Origin of the sequence: Streptomyces sp. NPDC013157, assembly GCF_042899865.1 — a bacterium.
Lineage (GTDB): Bacteria > Actinomycetota > Actinomycetes > Streptomycetales > Streptomycetaceae > Streptomyces.
In genome coordinates, this window is the sequence record NZ_JBIBAK010000024.1 from 51,218 (window position 1) to 75,615 (window position 24,398).

Consider the following 24,398-nt stretch of genomic DNA (forward strand, 5'->3'; position numbering starts at 1 on the left):
GCTCACCGGCCGTCCGCGGCCGTCAGTGCTTCCAGCGCGCCGGCCTGGGTGCGCCAGTCCGACTTGTGGGGCGCGGTGCCGGACCAGCGTTCGCCGAGGCGGTTCAGGGGGTCGCGGTCGGTGGCCCAGACCGAGTCCGCCTGCTTGCGGATGTACGCGTCGTAGGCGGTGGACCCGGTGGCGTCCGCGAGGTCGGCGAGATACCGGACGAAGATGCCCTTGAACTGCTTCTGGTTGTCGTCGCAGGTGCCGGCGCCCGTCTCGCAGGACTCGGTGAGCACGCCGTCGCGGGTCAGGACCGGTGAGGCGAGGGCGGCGTCGGCCAGACGCCTGGCGGTGTCCAGGTACCGGTTGTCACCGGTGGAGCGCCACAGCTCGGTGAAGGCGCCGACGGCGAGGCCCTGGTTGTAACTCCACACGGTCTGGCCGTTGTTGGCGCAGCCCGCGGTGAGGCCGTCGTTGACCAGACCGGCCGGGTCGATCAGGCCGCTGGAGAGGTACCAGTCCGCGGCCGTGACCGCGCGGTCCCCCCACACGGTGTCGCCGCCGATCCGCTGGTGCAGGGCGGTGGCGAGCCAGAGGTACAGGCCGTTGGTCACGGCGTTCTTGTAGGTGCGCTCCCGGTCCCACCAGACCCCGCCGCCGCAGGTGCCCGTGTCCCAGAACTGCTGGACGTAGTCGGTGATGGTGACCGCCTCGTCCAGATAACGCTGCTCGTGCGTGTGGTCGTAGGCGGCCACCCAGGCGACGGCCCACCAGGCCGCGTCGTCGACGGCGCGGCTGATGAAGTCCCCCTCGATCGGGTCGGTGCTGCGGACGCCCGCGGCGAAGACGCCCCGGTTCTGCTCGAAGGTGCGGGCGATCGCCCAGTCGTAGTCGTGCCGCCCGGTGCGTTCGGCGAAGTCCACGACCGCGGTGAGGGCGGCGGCGGAGTTCCACCAACTGCTGCGCCACCAGGCCTCGTAGGGGTTGTACGAGGCCATCAGCGCGTCGGCCGCCGCGCGCGCCCGGGTCGGCGCGGGCCGGACCCAGGCGGTACAGCTGCCCTCCTGGTGGCCCGCCTCCCGGCCGCAGGCACGGACCGCGCCGCCGTACAGCAGGCCGCGCGGGTCCCGGGTGGCGAACATGGCGGTGCGGGCGGCTGACGCCCCGGACGGGATGGAGGTACGGCCGAGGGAGGAGCCCTCGGGCCAGGCCGCCCCCTCGTCCCAGGAGCGGTCGAGCCAGACCGAGTCGCCGCTCACGCCGTCGTCGATGCCGGCCCAGGCCATGTCGTCCGCGTCGGAGACGTGCAGCCGGAGCACGCGGCCGTTGATGTTCCGGTCCGGCACCGGAAAGGTCTCCTGCCGCGCCTTCGACGGGTCGAGGGTGTCGCATGCCAGCGCGCAGACCTGCGTCGCGGCCCGCGCGGCCGTGGGCAGGGCGACGAGGCAGGCCAGGGCGAGGGCCAGGGCCGACAGGGCGCCGAGCATGCGGTGTCCGCGCGCTGACATGACGTACCCGCTCTCTCTGTGTGTCGGTTCGGACAACGTTGTCGATCGGTCAGGACGCCGCGTCGAGCAGATCGACGGCGCTCTGCTGGCGGGCGGCGTCCACCTGGTCGAGCGGCCCGTACCAGCGCAGCCCGTACTGATCGAGGGCGTTGCGGTCGCTCGCCTGGGCGCGGTCGGCCTGGCGCTTGAGGTAGGCGGTGTAAGGGTGGTCCGGGAGCACCGAGTTGAGCTTGCCGAGGCCGCGTACGGCGGCGCCCTTGAAGGACGGGCCGTCGCCTCCGCAGTCGCCGCTCTCGCACGGATCGCGCAGGATGCCGTCGGAGGTGTGGAGCAGAGAGGTCGTGGTGGCGGCATCGGCGATCTGCCGGGCGCTGGTGAGCAGCCCGCCGTCGCCCGTGGCCCGGTACAGCTCGGCGAGCGCGCCGAGGAGCACACCCTGGTTGTACGACCAGACGGCCTGTCCGTTGTTGCCGCAGGTGGACAGGTCGATGCCGTCGTTGACCAGGTGTGAGCCGTTGACCATGCCGGTGCCCTGGAACCAGGTCCAGCCGGCCCGGGCCCGGGCGAGGTATGCCGTGTCGCCCTGCACGCGGTTGTGGAGGGCCGCGTTGAGCTGGATGTAGAGGGAGTTGGCGATCGCGTTCTTGTACGTCCGCGCCGTGCTCCACCACACCCCGCCGCCGCAGGTGGAGTCCCAGTAGGCGGCCATGTGGTCGGCGTCCGCGCGGGCCGTGTCCAGGTAGCGGCTGTCGCCGGTCAGGTCGTAGGCGGCGACCCAGGCGAGGCCCCACCAGCCGGTGTCGTCGATGTAGTCGTTGCGGAACTGCCCGCCCTGCGCGTCGACGTTGAGGTCGTAGGTGCGGGCGATCGCGTACCGGTAACTGCCCATGCCCGTCACACGGATGTTGTCGATGACCGCGGTCAGGGCGTTGGCGGAGTTCCACCAGCCGGTGGTGTCGAACAGGCCGGTTCCGTAGTCGTAGAAGGTCATCAGGCCGGTGGCCGCGGCGGTGCGCGGCTCGCCCGCGTTCCAGGTGGCGCGGGCCCAGGGGGTGCACGCGATCTCGGCACGGTCCCCGGCCTTTCCGCAGGCGCGCAGGGCGCCGACGCCGAGGTTGTTCCAGTCGTCGACGTTGTACATGAGCGTGCGCCAGCCGCGCTGACCCGTGGGCACGCTGGTGTCACCCAGTTTGCTGCCCGAGCTCCAGGTGCGGCCCCCGTCGAAGGAGCGGTCGAGCCACACCTCGTCGCCGGGGTTGCCGTTGTCGATGGAGGCCCAGCCCATGGCGTCGGCGTCGTCGAAGTGCAGGACGATCGACCGTGCGTAGATGCTCGCCGAGACCGGGGTGCGGTCGCCCGGGGAGAGTGCGGGGTCCCGGGTGTCGCAGTACTTGTTGCAGACGGCGGCCGCCGCGCTGGTGTCGGCGGCGGACGCCGGGGGCGTGAGGGGGACGAGGACGGTGAACAGTGCCGGAGCGAGTGCCGTCGCCAGCCGGTGAAGGGTGCGGCTGACGGGTCTGCGCACGGGGAACATGGCACCTCCCTGCTTCGAGGGACGGATGTGAGAGCGCTCTCGGAAGGTAGGGAAGGGGAGGGCGGCCGTCAACGTTGCTCACGGGTACGGACGTTGCACTCAGGTCCGTACCAAGGTGCACTCAGGTCTGCACTAAAGGGCACCCGCCAGCACCTCTGCGGCGGCCACCCCGGAGGCGGCCGTGGCGCCGTGCGTGAAGATCTGCGCGGCCGAGGGGACGACGGTGCCCGGCAGGCCCATCTCCACGACGATCGCGTCGGGCCGGGCGGCGACGAGCTCCGCGAGGGCCTGCGCCATCCACGCGTGCCGGGCGGCATCGCGCACCACCACGACCAGGGGGCGCCCCGACGCGGGCGCTAGCGCCCGCGTCTCCAGGGTGCCGGCGCGGGACAGCAGCTCCTCGTGGCCCACCCGGACGGAGGTCGTCCCGGGCAGCCGCTCGCCCAGCGGGGCGGCCACGCCCCACGGGGTCTCCTTCCCGATGGCGAGGTTGGTGGTGGGCACCAGCTCCACCACGTGCGGCGCGTTGACCAGGGGCAGGGCGTGCCGTACGGCACCGGTCAGCCGGATGGCGCGGCGGGCCGCCGTGAAGCCGATGCCGTCCGCGTCCCAGACGGCGGCTCCGGCCGGGTTGAGCCCCGCCGACCAGACCGCGAACTCCCGCACGCGAAGGCTCGCCTCGGCGAGCCGCTCCTCCGGGAGGCCGCCCGCCAGGACGGCGTCCGCGAGTGCGTTCACGAGCAGGCCGGCGGTGGCCTCGTCGGCGTTCTCGCCGCCGACGCAGACGGCGTCGGCACCGGCGGCGACGGCCCGGACCGTGGCCCCGCCGATCCCGTAACGGCCGGTCACGGCGCCCATCTCGATGGCGTCGGTGACGATGATGCCGTCGAACCCGAGCTCCTGGCGCAGCAGTTCCTCCAGGATGCGGCGGCTCAGCGTGGCGGGCAGGTCGGGGTCGTAGGCGGGGACCAGCAGGTGGCCGCTCATCACCGCACGGACGCCCGCGTCGACGGCGGCCCGGAACGGCGGCAGGGCCTGCTCGGCGATCCGTTCGCGGTCGGCCTCGTAGACGGGCAGCCCGTGGTGGGAGTCGACGGCCACATCGCCGTGGCCGGGGAAGTGCTTGGCGCAGGCGGCGACACCGGCCGACTGGAGCCCCCGGATCCAGGCGCCGGTGTGCCGCGCCACCACCTTGGCGTCGACGCCGAAGGACCTGACCCCGATGATCGGGTTGTCGGGATTGGAGTTCACGTCCGCGCTCGGCGCGTAGTCGAGGCTCACGCCGGCCGTGCGCAGCTGGCGGCCCAGATCGGCGGCGACGGCCTCGGTCAGCTCGGTGTCGTCGACGGTGCCGAGTGCGAAGTTGCCCGGCCGGGTCGAGCCGGTCGCCGACTCGATCCGGGTGACGTCGCCGGCCTCCTCGTCGATCGCGATGATCAACTCCGGGTTCTCCGCGCGTAGTTGCCCGGTCAGGCGCGCCACCTGCTCGGGCGTGACGATGTTGCGGGAGAAGAGCACGACCGAGGTCAGCCCGTCACCGATCTCGCGCAGCACCCAGTCCGGGGCCTCGGTGCCCACGAATCCCGGCTGCAGGACGGAGCGCGCCAGTCGTCGCAACTCCTTGCTGTGCTTGCTGGAGACCATAGCGTGCGCCCTCCTGTTGGTACAGACCAATGCGTCTCCGTCAGGCTAACCGCACGTGTCAAGTGGGCCCGGAACGTGCCCTGTTGGCGGAAACGCGCCCTCAACTGCGATGTTTGACAGGAAGAGTTGGTCTAGTCCAAGTTGGAGGTACGCGAGTTCGAAGAGGGGCTGGTGTGGCCCGCGGTGCAGTGACCCTGCCGGCACGGTCCCCGCCCCTCACTCCGCGCAGTTGGCGACCCGGTCGGGCCGCCGGTACCTGATATCGAGGTGTGGAGCACCGCATGCCCACGACTGACCGTTATCTCCATCGAGCCCCCTCGGACATCCCCTACTTCAGCTCGGACGGCGAGACCTACCTCGCCCAGACACCCCTGCGGGACCTGACCAAGACCCGCCCGCTGCGAGTCCTCTCCGAGGAGGACCTCGCCTTCTGGCAGACGTACGGCTACGTGGTGGTCAAGCAGGCCATCCCCGCCACCTCGGCCCGCGAACTGCTGGACTTCGCCTGGGAGTTCCAGGGACTGGACCCCGAACGCCCCGAGACCTGGTACGAGGAGCGCGAGTACCGCTCCGACCTCGACCGGGACCTGCACATCTACGGCTTCGTCGAGGCCTACCACCACCAGCTCATCTGGGACAGCCGCCAGACCCGCCGGGTCTACGACGCCTTCGTCGACGTCTGGGACTGCGAAGAGCTGTGGGTGACGCTCGACCGGCTCAACCTGAACCCGCCCAACATCAGAAACCGTGACCGGGCGCTGATCCCGGGCACGGCCGAGGGCTTCGACATCGAGCTGCACTGGGACGTCGACACCACGCTCGGCGTGCTGCCGCAGCGGGTCCAGGGGATCATCGCCCTGACCGACACCAGGCCGGAACTGGGCGGCTTCCAGTGCTGCCCCGAGCTGTTCAAGCGGTTCGACCAGTGGAAGGCGTTCCAGCCGGAGGACCGCGACCCGATCCGGCCCAGGATCGACCGCGCAGATTTCCCCGTGGTGCGACCCGAGCTCGAGGCCGGCGACCTGCTGATCTTCAACGGCCTGCTGGCGCACGGCGTGGCACCGAACACCTCCGAGCGGACGGTGCGCGCGGTCCAGTACCTGTCGATGATGCCGGCGCTGGAGTCCCACGACGCGCTCCGGCGTTCCCGGGTCGAGTCCTGGCGCACCCTCGCCACGCCCGACTGGAACGCCACGCTGCTGGGCGACGCCACACGGCACGAGTCCCTGAGGTACGGCAGGGCCACGCTCGACGACCTCGGGGCCAGACTGCTGGGCCTCACGTCCTGGACCGGGGCGGACCTCGACGGCGCGCAGCGGCCGGCCGGAGAAGAGACATGCGCCGAATCTGCCTGACCCTGCCGACCAACAGGCCCTGCGCGGCGACGATCACGGCCCTGGCCGAGGAAGCGGCCTACGCCGCCCGGCACTTCGACGCCGAGGTGCACCTCCTGATCCTGGACTCCTGCGCCGCGCCGGCCTACGCCGAACACGCAGAAGCCGTGCGCCGGATACCCGAGCACCCGCGGATCGTCGTCCACCACCTCGACGAGGCACGGCAGCGGGACTTCCTGCGACGCGCGATCGACCGGTCCGCTGTCACGAAGCCCGACCTCCTGCTGGACCTGATGCTGCCGGCCGGCGTGTCCTACGGCGCCTGCACCAACCGCGCCTTCCTTCTGGCCGCCGCGCTCGGCTGCGAGTCCGTGCACCGCAGGGACTCCGACAGCCGGTACCAGTCCCTGGACGGCGAGCCCCTCTTCCCCGTCCACCACGAACTGCTCTCGCTCGGCAGGCGCGCGGCCGACGCCGCCCGCCACGTCACCGAGACCGCACTCGCCGCCGACCGCATGGACCGGCGGGTGGCGATGGTCGGCAGCTCCTTCGTCGGCGAACTGTCCGTGGACATCGGCGAGATACTCCGCATCGACCCGGACGTCTACCACGACATGGTCGCTCTGTGGGCCCCCGTGCACTGGTCGCCCGAGCAGAAGAGGGAACTCGTCGACGAGTCCTTCCGGGGCGCGGGCACGGACGCCTTCACCGCCGACCGCGCCACCCTGACCGTGGTCGACCCCATGCGCGTGGACATGTGCAACATCGCCTTCCACGGCGTGCACGAACACGTGCCCCTGCCGCCCGCCACCGACACGATCGGCAGCGACTACTTCCTGATCCACCTGGTCCACGACGCCGCGCTGCCGGGCGTCCTGCACAACCGCAACATCGTCAACTACTACACCGGCGAACGCCGCACCGACTCCGGGTTCACGGCGTACCAGCTGCGCTTCGTCAAGTTCCTGCTGTCGATGCTCTACTTCAACTTCGTCTACGAGCACATGGCCCGGGCGGGCGAGTCGCTGCTCGACGCGCAGGGGCGGGTGCGCGCATCCGTCGTGGCCCGGCTGGCGAGGGAGAGCGCGGGACTCGACCGGAGCGAGAACGTCCACCGGCTGGACGTCCTCGACACCGCGTACCGGAAACTCGGCGGCCGCTACGCCGAGTCCGCCGACCTCCTGAGCGGGCGCCGCGAACGCCTCCTGGACGAAGCACGCGGCGACATCGAGGACTTCGCCCTGCTCACGGAGGCGTGGGAGCCGCTGGTCGGCGCGGCCCGCCGCACGTCCGTACCCCGGACACCCGGGCCGCAGCGGTGACGGCGACCACGGCCCACGCCTCCGCGCCCCTGCTCGCCGCACTGGCGGGCGCCACCGAGGACGGGATCTTCATCGACCTGGCCGGAATCCGGCGCGGCTACGCCACACTGCGGCGTGAACTGCCCGGCGTCGACGTCAGGTTCGCCCTGAAGTCCTGCCCCGTGGACGAGGTGCTCGGCTGCCTCGCGAGCGAGGGCGCGGGGGTCGACGGGGCGAGCCCCCGCGAACTGGAGCAGGCGCTGCGCGCGGGCGTCCCGGTCGGCAGGACGCACTACGGCAACACCGTCAAGTCCGACCGGGACATCGCCGACGCCCACCGCCTCGGCGTCCGGGACTTCGCGACCGACAGCGTCGAAGACCTGGCGGCGATCGCGGACCACGCCCCGGGAGCCCGCGTCTTCTGCCGGCTGGCGACGAGCGGCGACGGCGCGCTGTGGGGACTGAGCCACAAGTTCGGCTGCTCGCCCGCGGACGCGGTGCGGATCCTGGAGGCGGCCCAGGGGCTGGGGCTGACACCCTCCGGTCTGTCCGTGCACGTCGGCTCCCAGCAGATGACGGCCGACGCCTGGCACAGCGCCGTCGAGTGCCTGGCGGACGTCCTGACCGCCCTGGGCAGGCGCGGGATCGTCCTGGACCACGTCAACCTCGGCGGCGGACTGCCGGCCCTGGGCTACCTCGACCGGCACGGCCTGCCCCTGGAAGCGCCGCTGGACAAGATCTTCGCCGTCATCCGCGAGGGGATGCGGCATCTCAGGAAGGTCCACGGCGAACACCTCTCGTTCGTCATGGAGCCGGGACGTCACCTCGTCGCCGACCACGGGGCCGTCCGCGCCCACGTGGCCCGCCTGGCCGAGCGACGCCGGCCGGACGGCGAACGGCAGCACTGGCTCTACCTCAGCTGCGGCAAGTTCAACGGCCTCTACGAGATGGACGCGCTCCAGTACCCGCTCGTCTTCCCGACCCACCCCGACCACGACTCCGAGCGCCTACCCGCCGTCCTGGCGGGGCCCACCTGCGACAGCGACGACGCCTACCCCCAGGGGCACGCCCTCGTCCACGTCCCCCGCAACCTGGCCTCCGGCGACCCGGTCTGGGTGCTCTCCAGCGGCGCCTACGCGATCAGCTACACGACCCAGGGCTTCAACGGCTTCGCCCCGCTCCCGTACACCTGCGTCGGCGGAGAACAGCCGTGAGCGGCGACGGCGTACGCATACGCCCCATCACCGAGGCGGACTGGGACGCCATCACCGCGATGGAAGCCCGGGCCTACGCGGAACTCGGCCTCTCGGAGGGGCGTGCCGCCCTGCGGTCCAGGGCGGACGCCTCGCCGGAGACGTGTTTCGTCCTGGACGTCGGCCCCCGCCCGGCCGGCTACGTGCTGGCACTGCCCTACCCGTCCTTCGGATACCCCGACCTCGAACGGGCGGAGCAGCCCGCGTTCCCCTCCCTCCCGCCACGCAACCTGCACCTGCACGACCTCGTCGTGGTGGAACGGCTGCGCGGCAGGGGGCTGGGACGGCGTCTCCTGAACCACCTCACGTGGACCGCGGCCGCCCGCGGATTCGAACGCATCTCGCTGATCGCCGTCGGCCGCAGCGAACCGTTCTGGTCGGCACGCGGATTCACCGTCCACCCCGGGATCTCCCCGGACGGATACGGCGCGAACGCCGTCTACATGTCCCGTACGACGGCCGAGCCGACGAAGCGAGTTGATGCGCGTGTTCCCTGTCCGTGATCCCTTCCAGCGCAGCCAGGTGGCGATCGCCGCGCTGTTCTGTTCCCTCGGCTTCCAGTACGCCACCTGGGCCTCCAGGATCCCCGCCGTCAAGGCGGACCTCGGGCTGACCGCGGCCGAGGTGGGGGTGCTGCTGATGGCGGCCGGTATCGGCGCCGTGGCGTCGTTCCCCCTGGTGCCGGTGCTCATGAGACGGCTGGGTTCGGCACGGCTGGCACTGCTGTCGGCCCTCTGCCTGACCCTGCTGCTCCTGGCACTCGCGCTCGCCCCGGACTATCCGGTCGCCCTGCTGGTCATGGTGGCCGACGGCGTGTTCGTCGGGTGCCTGAACGTGGCCATGAACGCACAGGGAACGGCCCTGGAGACCCGGTACACACGCAACACCATGGCCCGCCTGCACGCGACGTTCAGCGCCGGCTCCCTGCTCGCCGCGCTGCTCGCCTCCGGCATGAACGCGGCCACCTCCTCGGTCGCGGCGCACTTCGGCGTGGCCGCGGTCGTCCTCGTGCTCCTGGTGGCCCTGGCGCGCCCCGGTCTGCTCGAGGACGAGACTCCCGCGGCGGAGAAGGACAAGGACAAGGAGAAGCAGAGCACGAGCCGTACCGGATGGAGCCTGCCGTCCCGGGTCACGCTCTGGATGTGCTGCGCCATGGCCTTCGGCACCGTGACCGAGGGCGCCATGAACGACTGGTCCGCCCTCTACCTGCGGGAAGTCGCCAAGGCGACCGCGGAGTTGGCGCCGATGGGCATCGCCGTGTTCTCCGGCATGATGGTCCTGGCCCGGCTCTTCGCGGACGGCTGGCGCAGCCGCTGGGGCGACGGCCGCGTCGTGCTGTTCGGCAGCGCCCTGGCCGCCGCCGGGCTGGCCTTCGCCCTGCTGAGCGGGGGAGTGGCGGCGGCGCTCGTCGGGTTCGCCTGCGTCGGACTGGGCTGTGCGGCGGTGACCCCCTGCGTCTACGTCGCCGCGGCGAAACAGGGCTCGGAGGCGCTGGCCCTGGTCGCGGCCATGGGCACGACGGGCCTGCTGGCCGGGCCGCCGCTCATCGGCTTCGTGGCGAGTTCCAGCAGCCTGGTGTGGGGCCTCGGAGTCGTCGCCGCGGCGGCTGTCGTGGTCTCCCTGTGCAGTACCCGGATCCAGTGGACGCCGGTGAGCGGCTGACCGGTGTCCGGGCCGGTCACTCCGGTTTGCGCCACACCGAGATGTGCTTCGTGGAGTCCTGGGTGAACGGCGAGCCGTCCCAGTCGGCCACCCGGCGCTCCAGCGCGAGGCCCGCGATCCGGGCCATCAGGTCCAGCTCCGCGGGCCACGCGTACCGGTGCCGGGAGGCGTTCCGGCGGTAGCGGCCGTCCTCGCCGTCGCGGGTGAGATGGTGCGAGACGAGGATCTGCTCGGTCAGGTCGAAGGTGTCGAAGCCGAGATGCCCCGCGGAGACGTCGAACGGCACCGCGACCTGGCCGGGCGGCAGCAGCCGCAGCGGCGGCACCCCCAGTTCGATCACGAACCGGCCGCCGGGCCGCAGATGCCGGGCCGCGTTGCGGAAGCACTCGACCTGCTCGTCCTGGGTGAGCAGGTTCGAGATGGTGTTGTAGACGAGGAAGACCAGGGCGAACTCACCGGGCACGGTGGCCGTGGCCATGTCCCCGACCACGACCGGCAGTGTCTCCTCGTCGGTCTTCTGCCGCAGGACCGCCACCATGTGCTCGGAGAACTCGATGCCCGCCACCGGCACCCCGCGCTCCCGGAGCGGGACACCGACCCGTCCGGTGCCGATGGCGAACTCCAAGGCCCGGCCGTCTCCGGCGAGTTCGGCGAGGAAGTCGACGGTCGGGCCGAGCACGGCGGCCGAGGACATCTCGGTCTCCTCGCCGTCGTAGCGGTCGGCCTCGGCCCGGCTCCACAGCTCACTGGTCGTCACGAGCGGTCACTGTGCCGGGCGGACGACGACGATGTCCACCGGGTTTCCCGGCCACCGGCCGCTTTCCGGCCCCGGCCGGACCGGGCGTCGGGACCAGCCCCAGCCGCTGGGCGTGCAGCACCGTGCCGAGGCGGTCGCGGGTGCCGAGCTTGCGGTAGATGTTCTCGACGTGCTTGTGCACCGTGCGCGCCGAGATGCCCAGCCGGCGGCCGATCGCGTCGGCGGTCAGGGCGTCGGTGAGCAGGAGGAGAACGGTGAGCTCCCGGGGCGTCAGCGCACAGTCCGCCGCGCTCTCCGCCGCCTCGCCGGGCGCAGCGGCCGACCGGCGCCACTGCTCCAGCAGCCGGCGCTGCTGCTCGACGGCCGCCAGCAGCGGCTGCGCGCGCTCGGCGATCCGCACGTGGTCGTCGGTGAAGTCCGCACCGGAGCGGTAGACCAGGCAGCCCGTGATCGGTGCGACCGAGCCGGGCAGCGGAAGCGCCAGCACCTCGTCGAGGTCCAGGCTGTCGCCGAGCACCCGCGCGGTCTCGCTCACGGGCCAGGCCCGGCCGGCCAGCCGACGGGCCGTCACCGGAGTACGGCCGAGGCCGGCCGCGTAGTGGTGGGCGAAGGGGTAGCCGGACCGCAGCACCCCCAGCGCCTCGCCGCCGAGCCGGTCCAACGCGTCGGCGGCAGCGGGGGACAGGCCGAGCGTGCCCTTCCCCTCGCTCCAGTCGTCCAGTTTGTAGATCAGCGTCTCCCCGCCGCACAGGCCGGTCACGGCGTCGGCGAGCAGCGGCCAGAGCCGTTCGGGCTCGCGTTCGCTGAGCGCGGCGACGGCCAGTTCGGTGAGGCGTTCATAGGCCCTGTCCAGCCCCTGTACCACGTGTTCCTCTCCGCTCGTGCACCTACGCAGTTGTACGCATACCCAGGCGACGGCCGGGTGTCGCATGCTTCAACCGGGCACCGGCACCGGATGGGACGGCTCCGGTCACACGGGCCGCCGGCACGGGGGAGCGGCGGCCCGCATCCGGTCGCCGTCGTGCCCGGTCATCCGCCCCAGGCGGCCGCACAGAGCACCCGGTCGACCTCGTCCGTGTAGCGCGCCGCGGTCAGCCAGGCCCGGGCGAACCGGCCGGTGTCCGCCGGAAGGAGACGGCCGAAGGCGTCGCGCGAGCGTTCCGCGGCCGCGGCGAGCAACGCGTCGAGGATATCGCCGGCCGTGCCCAGGCCGTGCTGGTGCAGACGGCGGGCGTCGGCCGCGGAGTCGCCGGGGAAGGCCAGCACGCGCCGCCCGCCCGAGGCCGCCTGCTCGATCCGGCGGCGCAGCAGGTGCAGGGGCGCCTCGTCGGGCGTGCGCACCACGCCGGCCGGCGCAGTCGGTGCGGAACCCGACAAGGCCGGCGGAGACGCCGGAGCGGGCAGGTCCGCGTGCCGGAGCCGGTCCAGTCCCAGGTCGGCACGGCTCCCGGTGCTCGTGGGGTGCTCGGTCGCGAGGAGCTGGGCGCGGGCGTGCGGGGCCGCGACGAGGCGGGTGATCACCCGCAGCCGGCTGCCTCGCGCGGCGGCCAGCAGCCGCAGGTTGTCGCGGTGCGGGAGCGCCGGATGGTCGTGCGCCGCCGTCAGCCGCAACGGCACACCGCCGCAGTCGGCCAGCAGACAGTCGCCCGTCGCCTCGCGCACCGCGCCGACCAGTGTCACCTCCAGGAAGAGCAGATCGTGGCCGCCGCTCAGGGCACGCCCGACCTGCTCGGCCACGGGTACCGCCCACAACCGGTCCAGAGGCTCGGCCCGCCACTCCGCCCCGGACGCGCGCACCGCCCGTACCCCCGCGCCGGCGCCCAGCCGGCCGGTCGGGGACACCGTCGCCCCCGACACCGCGAGCCCCGCCCGAGCCAACTCGCGGTGCGTGAGCGCCGTGTCCCCGATGCGTACGGCACGGTCGGCGGCGCCCACCGCCCGGCCCGCGCCGCCCGGCGCCACGTCCGAGACCGTGTACAGCCGCCCCCCGGCGTCGGCGGTCCAGGTGACGGCCCCCGCATAGCCGCTCGCGGTGAGCACCGGCTCCGAGAACAGGCCGTACAGCCGCAGCGAACCGTCCGGTGTGTACGGCTGCCGCACCGTGCCGCGCAATCCGGCCAGCTCGGCACCCGAGGCGTACGGGACACGGTTGGCCACGAACAGAGCCTCCGACACGGCGCCTACGAGTTCGGCGAGCCGGAACGCGGGGTCGGCCGCGCGGGCCGCGCGCAACGCGGTGACCACGGAGACCGCCGCCGCGGCCGCCCGGGGCAGACCCGCGAGGCGCGCGGTGTGCGCAGCCCGCAGCAACTCCGCCTGGAGCACCGCACCGGAACCGTCCGTACCGGCGTCGAGCACGGCGGCCACGGCATCGAAAACGGCGTGCGCGGCGGCGCGTTGCGGGGGTGTCGCCGACTCGTCCACGACGGGTGCCGCACGGTCGCCCGAAAGGGGCGCCGACTGCTCGGCGGTCCCCACGCCCGCGGCGTCGTGCGCGCCTTGTGCGCTCTCCGCAGTCCCCGTGTTCTCCGTGTTCTCGGCGGTGCCCGCCACGTCGGCCACCGGTGCCGCCGAAGCCGCCGCCGCGCGGTGCAGGCAGTCCGGGGCCAGCAGGCAGCCGCAGCGGATGGCCGCGGCGTCGGCCACGACGCCCCCGGGGGCGTGCAGTTCGAGCTCGGAGCCCTCGTCGTCGACGGTGACGCGCACGGTGTCGCCGTCGCGCGCGACCGGCCGGTCCGCCAGCTTGGCGATGCCCGCGTCCAGCCGCTTACGCAACCGGGGCGAGAGGGCCGCGACCAGCTCGGCGGTCACGGCCGGGGCGACGGCGGGCAGTTCCCGTTCCGTGCTCATGCGATCTTCTCCCCTACCCAGCGGGCGAGTTCGAGCGGGCTGAGGGCTGCGACCGGCATCCCGGCGCCGACCAGCTGCCCCGCGATGCCGGTGGAGTAGCGGGGCCGCCCCGAGTCGTCGAGGCTCGCGCAGCCCAGGACCTGACAGCCCGCCCCGACCAGCGCCCTGACCTCGGCGAGCAGCCCGCCGACCGGATAGCCCTCCTCGAAGTCGCTCACCACGACCACCAGCGTGCGGGACGGCACGGTCACCAGCTCGCGCGCGTGCCTCAGCCCGGCCGCGATATGGGTGCCGCCGCCGACATTCACCTCGAGGAGCAGCGACAGCGGGTCGTCGACGTGGCCGGTGAGGTCGATGACCTCGGTGGAGAACGCGAGGAAGTGCGTGGACAGGGTCGGCACCCCGGCCAGCACCGAGGCGGTGAGCGCAGCCCAGATCGTCGACGCCTCCATGGACCCGGACACGTCCGTGACCAGGATCAGCCGCCAGTCGGCGGCGCGCCGGGCCCGGGTCCGGAAGACCGGGCGTTCCGGGATCACCCGGACGGTGCCGTCGGCCGCCCGGCGGGCGGTGGCCAGGTTGGCCCGCAGCGTACGCGGCAGGTCCAGGCCGCCGCCCGGGCGCCTGCTCGGCCGGGGCAGGGCGGTACCGTGCAACGCCGGGCGCAGTCGGGTCGCCAGCTCCCGGGTCAGCGCGTCCACCAGGCGCCGGACCAGCGGGCGGAGCGCGGCCAGCCGGGCCTCGGGCAGCCCGCCCGCGTGCCGCAGCACCGACCGCAGCAGGTCCACGGAGGGCCGCACGCTGTCCGGATCCAGCTCGGCCAGCACGTCCTGACGTCCCGTCGCGGCGGCCGCCGCCAGCACCTCCTCCCGGATGCCCGGCCCGAACAGGGCCGCCAGCTCCTGCGACCACTCCCGCACCCCGGGATACGACGCCTCGCGCCCGCCGCCGGTGCCGCCGAAGTCGCCCCGGCTGCCCTCGCCGCGCCCGCAGCCGTACAGTTCGTCCAGCGCGGTCGCCAAGGCGCGTGCCGACTTGGGGAGTTGATCGGCGCGGCGGCCGAGCAGCAGACGCCAGCGGTCGGCGGGGGCCAGCCGACGGCCCGGCAGGGCCGCCGCGGCCCGGTCCGGTTCGGACTCCGGGTGCGTGCGCGGCGGCGGCAACAGGCCGAGCGTGCGCAGGGATTCGCGGGCGGTGAGGTCCGCGCGGGTCCAGGTGGCCAGCGCGGCCGGGTCGACCGCGCCGGTGTCGGCCACCCGGTCGACGCCGAGCCGCTCCTCGACCCCGGACAGCAGCCGCTCGCGGTCGGCCGGGCTCAGCGTGTCGAAACCGCCGCGCAGGGCCGGCAACCGAGCCAGGAAGTCCTGGTCGGACAGGTCCGACACCCGTTCGACCAGGGGCTCCAACGCCGGTGCCGCCGCCTCCAGCAGCCGCCCGGCGGCCGTCAGCAGCCCCGTCAGCCGGGCGGTGAGCGCCAACCGCGACTCCGGGTCGGCCGCCCCGTCCACCCAGGAGGCGACCCGGTCGCCGAACGCTCCGGGATCCTCCTGCCCGAGCAGTACGCGGACGGCCCCGGCGGCACCCCGCATCAGTGGGGATCCGCCGGCGGCCAGCCGGGCCAGGGCGTCGGCGAGCCGGATGCCGCCCGCCAGGTCGGCGCGGTGCGCGAGTTCGAGCAGGGCGTGGGCGTCGGCCGGGTCCTCGGAGCCGGTCAGGCCGTCGACCTGGCGCACCGCGGCCGCCGTCAGCAGCCCGGCCACGGCGCCGGACCCGGCCGTACGGTCCTCGTCCGTGTCCAGTCCGGCGATGTGACCGGTCCGCAGCCGGTCCAACAGGGCCAGGCCGGCGAGGAGTTCGGGCAGCGTACCGGCGTCGGGCAGCACCTCGGCGGTGTCGCCGAGCCGCTCCTCGACCAGGCCCGCCAGGCCGCAGAGCGCCGCCTGCTCCAGGCCGTCGAGCACCTGCGCCGCCGTCGGGCCGCCCGCGTCCCGCTCCTTGCGGCTCCGCTCGCGCAGCAGGCCCTCGGCCGCCTGGGCCAGGGTGACCCCGCGGACTCCGGCCGCCGTCAGCATCGCGGCGGTCGCCGGGGTCCAGCGCACCTCCCAGCGCGAGGTGAGCGCGTCGGCCCCGCCCGCCCCGGTCACCGGCGTGGACTCGGCGTACGGCACGGAGCACAACGTCAGGCGGCGCAGCAGCAGTTCGCGGCGCCGGTCGAGATCCGAGCGGAGGGGGTCGAGCCGGAGGTCCCGGGTGGTGCCGCCGTCCGCGGGGCCGGGCAGGCCGAGTTCGCTCAGCTCGGCCTCCACGGCCGGGGCGAGACCGCTGCGGGGCGCCTTCGGCGCGGGACGGCCGACGCGGGTGCCGACCAGGACGTTCTCCATCGCTCTCGCCACCGCCCGGCCCCTGCCGTAGGGCTCACCCTGTGCCAGTACGGTCTGGACGGCCTCGACCAACTCGCCGCGGCCCGCGGCGGGGAGGCCGCGGAGGCGGGCGAGGTCTCCGGCCAGGCGGGTGATCTCGCGGGCGTCGGCGGGGCCGGAGGGGTGGCCGAGACCGCGGAGTTCGGCGCAGATCCGGACGGCCGCGCGAGTCAGCATGTCCGTCAAAGCGCCGGGCTCACCTGCCGCTTCGAGGACCATGTGCTGCCATTCGGGGTCGCGGATTCCGGCCGGGTAGCCGGAACGCTCGTCCAGGAGGGCGTAGGTGTAGGGGATGAGGGAGGTTGTCCATTCGGGTGCGGGTGGGTGGGGGCTGGTCGCGCCCACGCGGCGGCAGCCGCATATCGAATGCAGCCCCGCCCCCCTGACGGGGCGCAGCAGTGCCGGTGTGTGAAAGGCACCCACCACCATGGCTGCCCGCGCACCGTTCTTCGTGGCCTCGGCCACCCGGGACCGCATCCACTCCTCCCGCCGCAGGTCCACCTCCGAGACGGCCGACTCCGCCCGCAGTGCCCACCCCGTCAGCAGCGCGGCCCGCCGCAGTGCCTCCGGTGTCGAGCCGGGCGCGGCGGCCTCGACCAGCCGGTCCCAGAGGTCGTCGCCCGGCCGGCCGGTGAGCCGGGAACGCAGGGCGCCGGACAGCCGACCCGGCCCCTGCGGAGCACGCTCTCCTTCCCGCCACCCCCGATCCGCGAGCGGCAGATCGCAGGCGACCACCGGCACACCGTTCCGCGCGGCCCACCGCACCGCCGCCAGTTCGGGGGAGAAGTCGGCGAACGGATAGAACGCCGGGCCGCCGCTGCCGTCGGCCGGTGCCGCGGCGAGGGCGACCGGGGCCCGGGTCTCCTCGTGGGCCAGCCACGGCAGCCACTCCTGCAGCTCCGCGGGCAGCTCGACGAGCAGAACATCCGGGTCCGCCGCGTCCAGCAGGGCCGGGACGGCGGCGGCCAGGGAGGGCGCGTGGTGCCGTACGCCGATCAGGTAAGGCCCCGCCGGGTCGGTGAGAGCGGCGAGGGCCGCCTCGGGGGAGTCGGACACGACCGTCACGCCTCCAGGACCGTGCGCAGGTCCCACAGCGTGCGCCAGGTCGCCGAGCCCTGTTCCGCGCGCCGTCGTACCGGACCGTCCCAGTAGCCGCGCAGCCGGGCCGCGTCGGCGGGATCGTCCTTGCGCACGACGCCGAGCAGATGGCCCGGGAGCAGGCCGAGGACGTCGCGGTCCCCGGGGAAGTAGGCTGCAGCCAGGGCCAGCGCGCCCGCCACCGACACCGCTTCCGCCGTGCTCATCACCGTGGACGGGCGCTCCACCTCCCAGCCCTCCGCCGACCGTCCCTCGCGCAGGTCGCGGAACGCGGTGACCAGCGCTTCGAGGACCGCGTCGTCGACCTGGAAGGGCGCCCCGGCCCGCTCCACCGACGCCCGGGCCTGGCCGCGCACCAGCGCGGTCTCGGCGTCGAGGTCCGGAATCGGGCCCACGGTCTCGAAGTTGAAGCGCCGCTTGAGCGCGGCGGACATCTCGGAGACCCCCTTGTCCCGCAGGTTGGCGGTGGCGATGAGGGTGAACCCGGGGGCGGCATGCGCCAACGCGTCGTCCGTGCCGGCCAGTTCGGGCACCGCGATGCGCCGCTCGGACAGCAACGAGACCAGGGAGTCCTGCACCTCGGGGAGGCAGCGGGTGACCTCCTCCACGCGTGCGACGGCACCCCGGGACATCGCGGTGAGGACGGGCGAGGGCACGAGCGCCTGGCGGCTCGGGCCCTGGGCGAGCAACAGGGCGTAGTTCCAGCCGTACTTGAGCTGGTCCTCCGTCGTGCCGGCGGTGCCCTGCACGACCAGGCCGCTGGTGCCGCACACGGCGGCCGACAGCAGCTCGGACAGCATCGACTTGGCGGTGCCGGGCTCGCCGACCAGCAGCAGCCCCCGCTCACCGGCGAGGGTCACCACACAGCGCTCGACGAGCGCCCGGTCGCCGACGAACTTGCCCTCCACGACAAGCCGGCGCGGCACCCCGTCCGGTGCCCCGGCGTCGTCGGGCAGCCGCAGCGCCTGGCCGCCGCTGCCCATGACGAACGTGACGACGGCCCGGGGCGTCAGCCGCCAGGCGGGCGGGCGCGGACCGGCGTCGTACGCGGCGAGGAAGGCCAGTTCGGTGGCGTACCGGTCCTCGGGCGGGACGATCTGGCGCAGGGGCGCGGTGCTGACGGTCATCGGCGGTCGTCTTTCGAGGAGGTTCGGGCGGTGGTGCGGATCGTGGTCATCGGCGGCGGCCTCCGCGGCCGGCCCGCGTGGCCAGCTGCTCGTACGCGGGGGCGTCCCCGGTGCGCACGCGCTCCCAGGCGCGGGCGAACAGCTCCGGCACCGGGACCAGAGGAAGGGTCCGGTGGCCGTCGGAGACCGGGTAGAGGGCTTCCTTCCAGGTCTCCGAGGGCAGAGCCGGAGCCCTGAGATCGCGCCAGCCGCCGGGCAGGAAGAGGGTGCGGCCGGCCCGCGGGCGCTTCGCCTCGACGACGAGGCCGGTCGCCGCCAGTTCGGCGCGCGCCTTCTTGGTCCGGGCGGGCTTCCAGCCGGTCCAGCGCGCGCAGTTGCGGTCGGTGGGATCGGGCAGCGCCAGCAACTGGAGGTAGAGTGCCGCGGCGTCCGCGCCGAGACCGTGCGCCTCGGCCACCTCCGCGACCAGCGCGGGCACGGAGACTGTGGGGTCCTGGGCGTATCCGGCCGGGCCCTCGGCCGCGAGGGCCCGGGCGAGATCCTCGCCGAGAATCGTCCGGACGGCCCGCAGCCGGGACGCCCGCCCCTCGCCGAGCAGCCCCTCCAGGAGCCCGAAGACGGGGTCGTCGGCTCCGCCGAGCGCTCCCGGCCGGAGCAGCACGTGCTCCGTGTCCGCGTACCAGGGACGCAGCACCAGCGTGTCACCGGCCCTCGTCAGCCCGTGCGCGTCGCCGCCGCCGGCCTCGGGCAGGCCGAAGACCTTGCGCAGCTGCACGGAGGTCGGGCCGCCCTTCTCCGTCCACTCCAGGTCCAGGTCGAGCAGCAGCTCGGGATCGGCCAGCCGCCGGCGCAGGGCGCCGAGCCCGTCCGCCAGCCCGGCCCGCAGCGCATGCCCGTACGGCAGCACGTACGCCAGCGCGGCCAGGCTCTCCATGGCTCCGGCCAGGGTGTACGAACCGGGCACCGCCGACGGGTCGGCGGGCGCGAGGTCGCCGTCCTTGTCGGGCCGGAACACCGTGGTGCGGGCGAGCCAGGGGGTCCGCGCGGGGTTGAGCACCGCTTCGGCGTGCCCGGCGGCCACGCCGGCGAGATCCGTGCTGAGGTCCTCCGGCAGGCGCACCAGGGTGCCGAGGCGCTCCGTCCACAGCCGGCCGGCGGCGGCGGTGGCGGGGCCGGTCGTCCACAGCTCGGCCGGGTCGTCCGGCAGGAGCGCACCGAGGAGCGCCCGCTGCTCGTCCTGGCCCAGCGAGTTCAGCAGCTGTGCGCCGAAGGTCCGCTGCCGGGGCTTCAGTCCGACGGTGGCGAGCCCTTCGGCGACGGGGGCGTGCGGGTGGCCGGCCAGCAGCACGGTGGCCTGGAGGGGGCCGAGGGCGCCGTTCGTCGCGGTGACCAGTGCCTCGGGGGCCGCGGGGCGCCAGGGTGCGGCGCCCTTCTCCCGGACCAGGGTGGTCAGTTCGGCCAGCCGGTCCGCCGGGATCCCGGCGGTGTACCGGGTCTCCCGGACCAGGGTGAACGGCCCGACGGCACCGAACGCCCCGGACGGGTCGTGGTCCAGCGCCAGCCACTCGACCGCTCCCGACTGCCCGTCGACGCTCTGGCAGCCGAGCACCACCACCGTACGGCCGTCCCGGCGGAGCACCTGCCCCACCCGCTGCTGCTTGTCGTGCGGCTCGCTGAGCACGACTTCGCGCAGCGTGGTCCCGAGCCCGGCGAGCGGTCCCTCGGTCAGCGCCTCGAACAGCAGCAGCAGCGGCTCGCGCTGGACGTCGGTCAGGGCCGGCGAGGCGGCGCGGTAGGCGAGGGGCCGCAGGGCGCCCAGGACGGGCGGCCAGACCGCGCCGAGGCCGGGGACGGTGTGCTCGTCGCTCTGCCAGCCGTCGCCGACGGCGGTGAGCCGCTCGTGTTCGGGCAGCGGCTTGCCGTCGGCCGGCCTGCCGGACAGCACGTGGTTCACCGCGCGGATCTGGCGGAGCGCGCCCCAGCCGCCGTGCCACGCGCTCTGCAGGGACACGACTCCGGCCGTGGCGTCGTGCAGCGTCCGGTCCGTGCCGTGCTCCGGGGAGTAGTCGGCGAACATGCCCTCGGTCCGCTGCCGGGGCTGCCGCGGCCGCTCCTGCGCGGGCCTGGAAAGGGACGCGGCCGCCTCGGCGATCCGCAGCGCGGCCTGGACGAGGGCGGCGACACCTGCCAGCAGCCGCCGGTCGGCCAGTCCGGGCAGCGCCCGTACCACCGCGGCCACGGCGACCTCGGCCGTGCTCGGCACCGCGGCCCTGGCCCTGTCGTCCTTCCCGGCCCGGGCCAGCGCCTGCTGCCGTTCGTCCAGCGCCGTCGCCGTCGCCCGCATCAGCGCACCTGCCGAGTCGTCGGTCAGGGCGCGCAGTACGGCCGATCCGCGCTCGTCGCGGGGGCGCAGCGCGTGCCAGAACGGGACCGGCGGCACCAGCCGGGTACCGGCCGCGTACGCCCCGCCGGACTCGCCGAACGAGGCCCTTCCGAGCTCGGTGCCGTCGCCCGCGTGCAGGGCGACGCTCTGGTACATCTGCGCGGCGATCGGCTCGGCCCCGCCCGGCAGCCGCAGGGCGCCCAACGGCACCCCCGGCACCCGGCCGTTGCGGGCCGCCCGCAGGGTCGCCGTCCGTCCGTCCGGCGTACCCGCGGTCGTCCGCGCTTCGGCGCCCTCGCCCTCCGCACGCACCCATCGCCCGAGGACCGTGCCGTCGGTGCCGAACGGGCTGTGCTCCAGCCCGGGTTGCAGCGGCAGCACCTCGCAGGAGCCGTGCAGCAGCGAGGCGTCCTCGCGGACGGCCGACGCCAGCAGCGCGGGCAGCGAGGCCCGCCCGTGCTCGCCGGTCGCCGGGTCGTACTCGAGCCACAGGGACTGCCGCCCCTGCCTGCCCTGACGCCAGTACGTGGTGCCGTCGCCGATGACCGGGCGGCTGGGCGGCAGCACGGTGTCCCCGGCGTGCAGGGTGCGGCCACCGGTGGCCCGGCCGCCGCCGGGCAGCGGGATCGACGCGTTGGCCGCGTCCATGCCGGACCACCAGCTCGGGATCTGCTCACCGCCGAGGGCGACCACCTCGGACGGGCGGTTCGACCAGTAGCCGTACTGCTTCGAGCCGTCCCGCCACATCACCAGCAACTCGCCGTCGACGTACCGGAACCGGGGGCGCTGCCAGCGGTCCAGGTCCGCGGGCAGCCGCAGGTCGTGGGTGAGCAGGATCCCCTCGGGGCCGACGACGATCGCCTTGTGACCCCGGACCAGGATCAGCGCGGGCCACGCCTCGGTCACCGACAGCGCGTCGTCCCGGTCCCTGCGCACCTCGGCGTCGAGCAGCTCCAGCGCCTCCTCCAGCGCGGGCCAGCCCAGTTCGTCCAGGATCCCGGCGCGCAGCGTACGGCCGAGGACCGGGACGATGTCGTACCCGGTGAGCCGGCGCACCGCCTGCGGGCTCTCCTGCACCACCGCCCGGAAGGGGCGCAACCGCTCCAGCTGCGCGTCGGCGCCGGGCAGTCCGGCGGTGGCGGCGAACTCCGCGGTCGCCTCCTGCAGCCACTCGCGCAGCACGTCGCCGAGCACCGGATGCGCGGCCACCTTGGGAAGTTCCGCCGGCCCCTGCCCCCGGCCGAGGCCCTCGACGGCCTCGAACAGCAGCGCGCGGTAACGGGATTCGGCGGCGACGGCCTTCAGGTCCCGCTGTCCGGGCCGCTCGTCGCGCAGCCAGCCGGCCAGCGGCAGGTGCACATGGGTGTCCGCGTCGGGTACGGCCAGCCTGATTCCCTCCGCGACGCACAGGTCCAGCAGATCGAGGTCCGCCCCTGCCTGCCAGCGCCCGGCGAACAGGTCGACGGGGCGGCCGCCCGCCCGCAGCCGGGGCGCCATCCGCTCGGCGAGCGCCAGCGTCGCGGGGGAGCGGTGCGAGTACGCCGCCCCGTGCTTGCGGTGCTGGGCCCACCGGCCGAGCCAGTCCGCCGCGTCGACCTCCCCGCCGCCGTCCTCGGTGAGCAGCAGGTCCGCCCCGCACTCCATGAGCAGCGTCAGCCAGAACTCGTCGTCCTCCACGGTCCGGCCGAGTCCGGCCGGCATGATCTCCAGCAGCCGCACCCGGACCCCCGGCCGCCGCTCGGCGAGGACCGGCAGCACACTCCGGTAGGCGTTCCAGAAGGAGGCGGGCGCGCGGACGGCGGCCGGGGACGCGAGCAGGTCGGCGACGAGCGCGCACTCCTCGGCGACCCGGTCGAGCCCCGCCGCCTTGATCAGCCCGCGCGCGTCCTGCGGCAGCGAGGCGTACGGCGGCATACCGGCCGCGCAGCGCTCCACCGTCAGCTGCCGGAACTGCGCCCAGGCGGTGGCCGGTTCGAGCCGCCGCGCGAGGTCCTTCACGTACTCCTTGAGCGCCTTGACGGTGAGCGCCCCGGCGAAGGCGAACTCCAGGAACACCGCCCGCTGCCGCTCCTCGTCCACGGCCAGGGCGTGCACCCGCTCGGCCTCGCGCGCCTTGCCGAAGAAGGCGGCCGCGTAGGTCGTGTTCTCGTGCTGGAGGAAGATGCGGGCGGCCTGTTCGTAGAAGGTCGGCAGGAAGTGCGGGACCGCGCGGCCGAGCCGCTCGCCGAGCGCCTCGAAGCCGTCCTTCGCGTTGCCCGGCTTGGACTTGGCCTGCCGGGCCAGCCGCTCGACGTCCTTGACCAGGGCGAGGGCGTGATGGCCGTTGGCCGGGTCGTGCACCAGCGCCCAGGCCGGGAAGCCCAGGGTCTCCCGGCGCACCTGACCGACCTCGGGCGCCTCCGGCCGCCGGGTCAGGCCGAGGAACTCCAGCGCCAGGTCCTCGGCCTCGCCGAGGGTGCCCGGCACCAGCCGGACCACCGCCCGCCCGTCCAGGGCGGGGTGCGTGTAGGTGCGTGCGGTGAGGACGTCGGCGTCCTCCCGCGCGGTCGTGCCCGGGGGCAGGATCGCGCCGGCGTCGAGCAGCGCGGGCGTGGTGGTGTCGTCGTACGTGGTCATGCCGCCCGCTCCTCGTCCTCGATGTCCCGCCCCGCGTACAGCGCCGCCGCCATCCGCATCCCCTCCGACCAGGCGACCGGCCCGACCTGCCCCAGCCTCAGCGTGCGGCCTGCCGTATCGGTCCACGCCAGCGGGCCGGTCTCGGTCTCGAAGTAGCTGTCGTAGTCGCCGATCCAGACCCGGGCCTCGACCCCGCGGCCCTCCTCCAGCACGGAGCACACCGCGTAACCGCCGCGCACGCGGTATCCCAACTGCGTGGCCCTGCCGTGCAGGAACCGCAGCTCCTTGAAGACCCCGCCCGCGTACTCCTCGATCTGGGTGCCCTCGGCGTCCAGCGCGGCCGGGCGGTGCCAGACCTCTCGGAAGAGCTGCTGGGCCTTCTGCTCGACGCCGAGCTCGACGGCGAACTCCCGTAGCTCCGCCAGGTCTTCGAGGAGCACCGGGTGCGGCAGCCGGACCAGTTCCGGGGCGATGCGCACGGTGTCGCCGTCGAGGTCGACCAGGCCGAGCCCGCGCCCGGCCTCGGCGTCCCGCAGGAACCCGGCGACCTCGCCGTCGGCGCCGGTGACCACCAGGTCGCGCAGCGCCGCCTGCCAGGCGGGGTCCGGCCAGACCTGCGCAAGGACGGCGAGCGGCACCGGAAGGGACCGGGTCATCCACCGCTCCACGTCGGCCAGGCACTGCCGTTCGTGCCGCTCCAGCCACTCGGCGAGCTGCCGCAGCCCCAGCACGGCCGGGTCGTCCGCCAGCTTCGCGGGCACGGACTTCAGCCGCCGCCCCGCCGCGTTGCGGCAGACCACCTTGCCGTCGTCCAGGGCCACTTCGTAGTCCCCGGCCGTCACCCACCCCATGTGTGCCTCCCCGCACCCCGGTGATCAAGTGATGGCGACTGTAGGGGAGAGCACTGACAACGCCCCACGCGGTCC

Annotated in this window: 15 protein-coding genes; 5 read left to right on the plus strand and 10 right to left on the minus strand. The window is 74.2% G+C overall.

Features of this window, described 5'->3' with window-relative positions; genetic code table 11:
• Window positions 1–2: 2 nt before the first annotated feature.
• From ACFY6U_RS46690 to ACFY6U_RS46700, 3 genes are all read right to left on the minus strand, one after another.
• Window positions 3–1,493, minus strand: coding sequence for a glycoside hydrolase family 76 protein (locus ACFY6U_RS46690; RefSeq protein ID WP_390048432.1), 1,491 nt, complete (start codon window positions 1,491–1,493; stop codon window positions 3–5).
• Between the two features lie 49 nt (window positions 1,494–1,542).
• A complete protein-coding gene (locus ACFY6U_RS46695) occupies window positions 1,543–3,027 on the minus strand; it encodes a glycoside hydrolase family 76 protein (protein ID WP_390048434.1) in 1,485 nt (494 codons plus the stop codon).
• Between the two features lie 132 nt (window positions 3,028–3,159).
• Window positions 3,160–4,671 (minus strand): glycoside hydrolase family 3 protein, encoded by a 1,512-nt coding sequence (locus ACFY6U_RS46700; RefSeq protein ID WP_390048436.1) that lies wholly within the window; start codon window positions 4,669–4,671, stop codon window positions 3,160–3,162.
• A gap of 281 nt (window positions 4,672–4,952) precedes the next feature.
• Between ACFY6U_RS46700 and ACFY6U_RS46705 the strand changes: the two genes are divergently transcribed.
• The 5 genes from ACFY6U_RS46705 to ACFY6U_RS46725 are packed head-to-tail and all read left to right on the plus strand — an operon-like array spanning window position 4,953 to window position 10,221.
• Window positions 4,953–6,026: a phytanoyl-CoA dioxygenase family protein gene (locus ACFY6U_RS46705; protein ID WP_390048438.1), complete on the plus strand. Its 1,074-nt coding sequence runs from the start codon at window positions 4,953–4,955 to the stop codon at window positions 6,024–6,026.
• Entirely contained in the window at window positions 6,008–7,327 is a 1,320-nt protein-coding gene (locus tag ACFY6U_RS46710; protein ID WP_390048440.1) for a DUF6271 family protein, read from the plus strand. Before ACFY6U_RS46705 ends, ACFY6U_RS46710 begins: the two co-directional genes overlap by 19 nt.
• A complete protein-coding gene (locus tag ACFY6U_RS46715) occupies window positions 7,324–8,520 on the plus strand; it encodes a type III PLP-dependent enzyme (RefSeq protein ID WP_390048442.1) in 1,197 nt (398 codons plus the stop codon). Before ACFY6U_RS46710 ends, ACFY6U_RS46715 begins: the two co-directional genes overlap by 4 nt.
• A 59-nt stretch (window positions 8,521–8,579) precedes the next feature.
• Window positions 8,580–9,062 (plus strand): GNAT family N-acetyltransferase, encoded by a 483-nt coding sequence (locus tag ACFY6U_RS46720; RefSeq protein ID WP_390048578.1) that lies wholly within the window; start codon window positions 8,580–8,582, stop codon window positions 9,060–9,062.
• Window positions 9,040–10,221, plus strand: coding sequence for an MFS transporter (locus tag ACFY6U_RS46725; protein ID WP_390048444.1), 1,182 nt, complete (start codon window positions 9,040–9,042; stop codon window positions 10,219–10,221). Before ACFY6U_RS46720 ends, ACFY6U_RS46725 begins: the two co-directional genes overlap by 23 nt.
• Before the next feature lie 16 nt (window positions 10,222–10,237).
• Here the strand turns inward: ACFY6U_RS46725 and ACFY6U_RS46730 are convergent, their stop codons facing one another.
• The 7 genes from ACFY6U_RS46730 to ACFY6U_RS46760 all read right to left on the minus strand — a co-directional run bounded on the left by ACFY6U_RS46730 (window position 10,238) and on the right by ACFY6U_RS46760 (window position 24,323).
• A complete protein-coding gene (locus tag ACFY6U_RS46730; RefSeq protein ID WP_390048446.1) occupies window positions 10,238–10,978 on the minus strand; it encodes a class I SAM-dependent DNA methyltransferase in 741 nt (246 codons plus the stop codon).
• Window positions 10,965–11,843 (minus strand): LuxR C-terminal-related transcriptional regulator, encoded by an 879-nt coding sequence (locus ACFY6U_RS46735; protein ID WP_390048448.1) that lies wholly within the window; start codon window positions 11,841–11,843, stop codon window positions 10,965–10,967. Before ACFY6U_RS46735 ends, ACFY6U_RS46730 begins: the two co-directional genes overlap by 14 nt.
• A gap of 164 nt (window positions 11,844–12,007) precedes the next feature.
• A complete protein-coding gene (locus ACFY6U_RS46740) occupies window positions 12,008–13,828 on the minus strand; it encodes a hypothetical protein (RefSeq protein ID WP_390048450.1) in 1,821 nt (606 codons plus the stop codon).
• Window positions 13,825–17,304: a DUF5682 family protein gene (locus tag ACFY6U_RS46745; protein ID WP_390048452.1), complete on the minus strand. Its 3,480-nt coding sequence runs from the start codon at window positions 17,302–17,304 to the stop codon at window positions 13,825–13,827. Before ACFY6U_RS46745 ends, ACFY6U_RS46740 begins: the two co-directional genes overlap by 4 nt.
• A gap of 5 nt (window positions 17,305–17,309) precedes the next feature.
• Window positions 17,310–18,473 (minus strand): AAA family ATPase, encoded by a 1,164-nt coding sequence (locus tag ACFY6U_RS46750; RefSeq protein ID WP_390048454.1) that lies wholly within the window; start codon window positions 18,471–18,473, stop codon window positions 17,310–17,312.
• A 46-nt stretch (window positions 18,474–18,519) separates the two neighbouring features.
• A complete protein-coding gene (locus tag ACFY6U_RS46755; RefSeq protein ID WP_390048456.1) occupies window positions 18,520–23,472 on the minus strand; it encodes a hypothetical protein in 4,953 nt (1,650 codons plus the stop codon).
• On the minus strand, window positions 23,469–24,323 hold the full coding sequence (locus ACFY6U_RS46760; protein ID WP_390048457.1) for a DUF4132 domain-containing protein: 855 nt from the start codon (window positions 24,321–24,323) through the stop codon (window positions 23,469–23,471). The genes ACFY6U_RS46755 and ACFY6U_RS46760 overlap by 4 nt, the downstream gene beginning before the upstream one ends.
• Window positions 24,324–24,398: the final 75 nt, after the last annotated feature.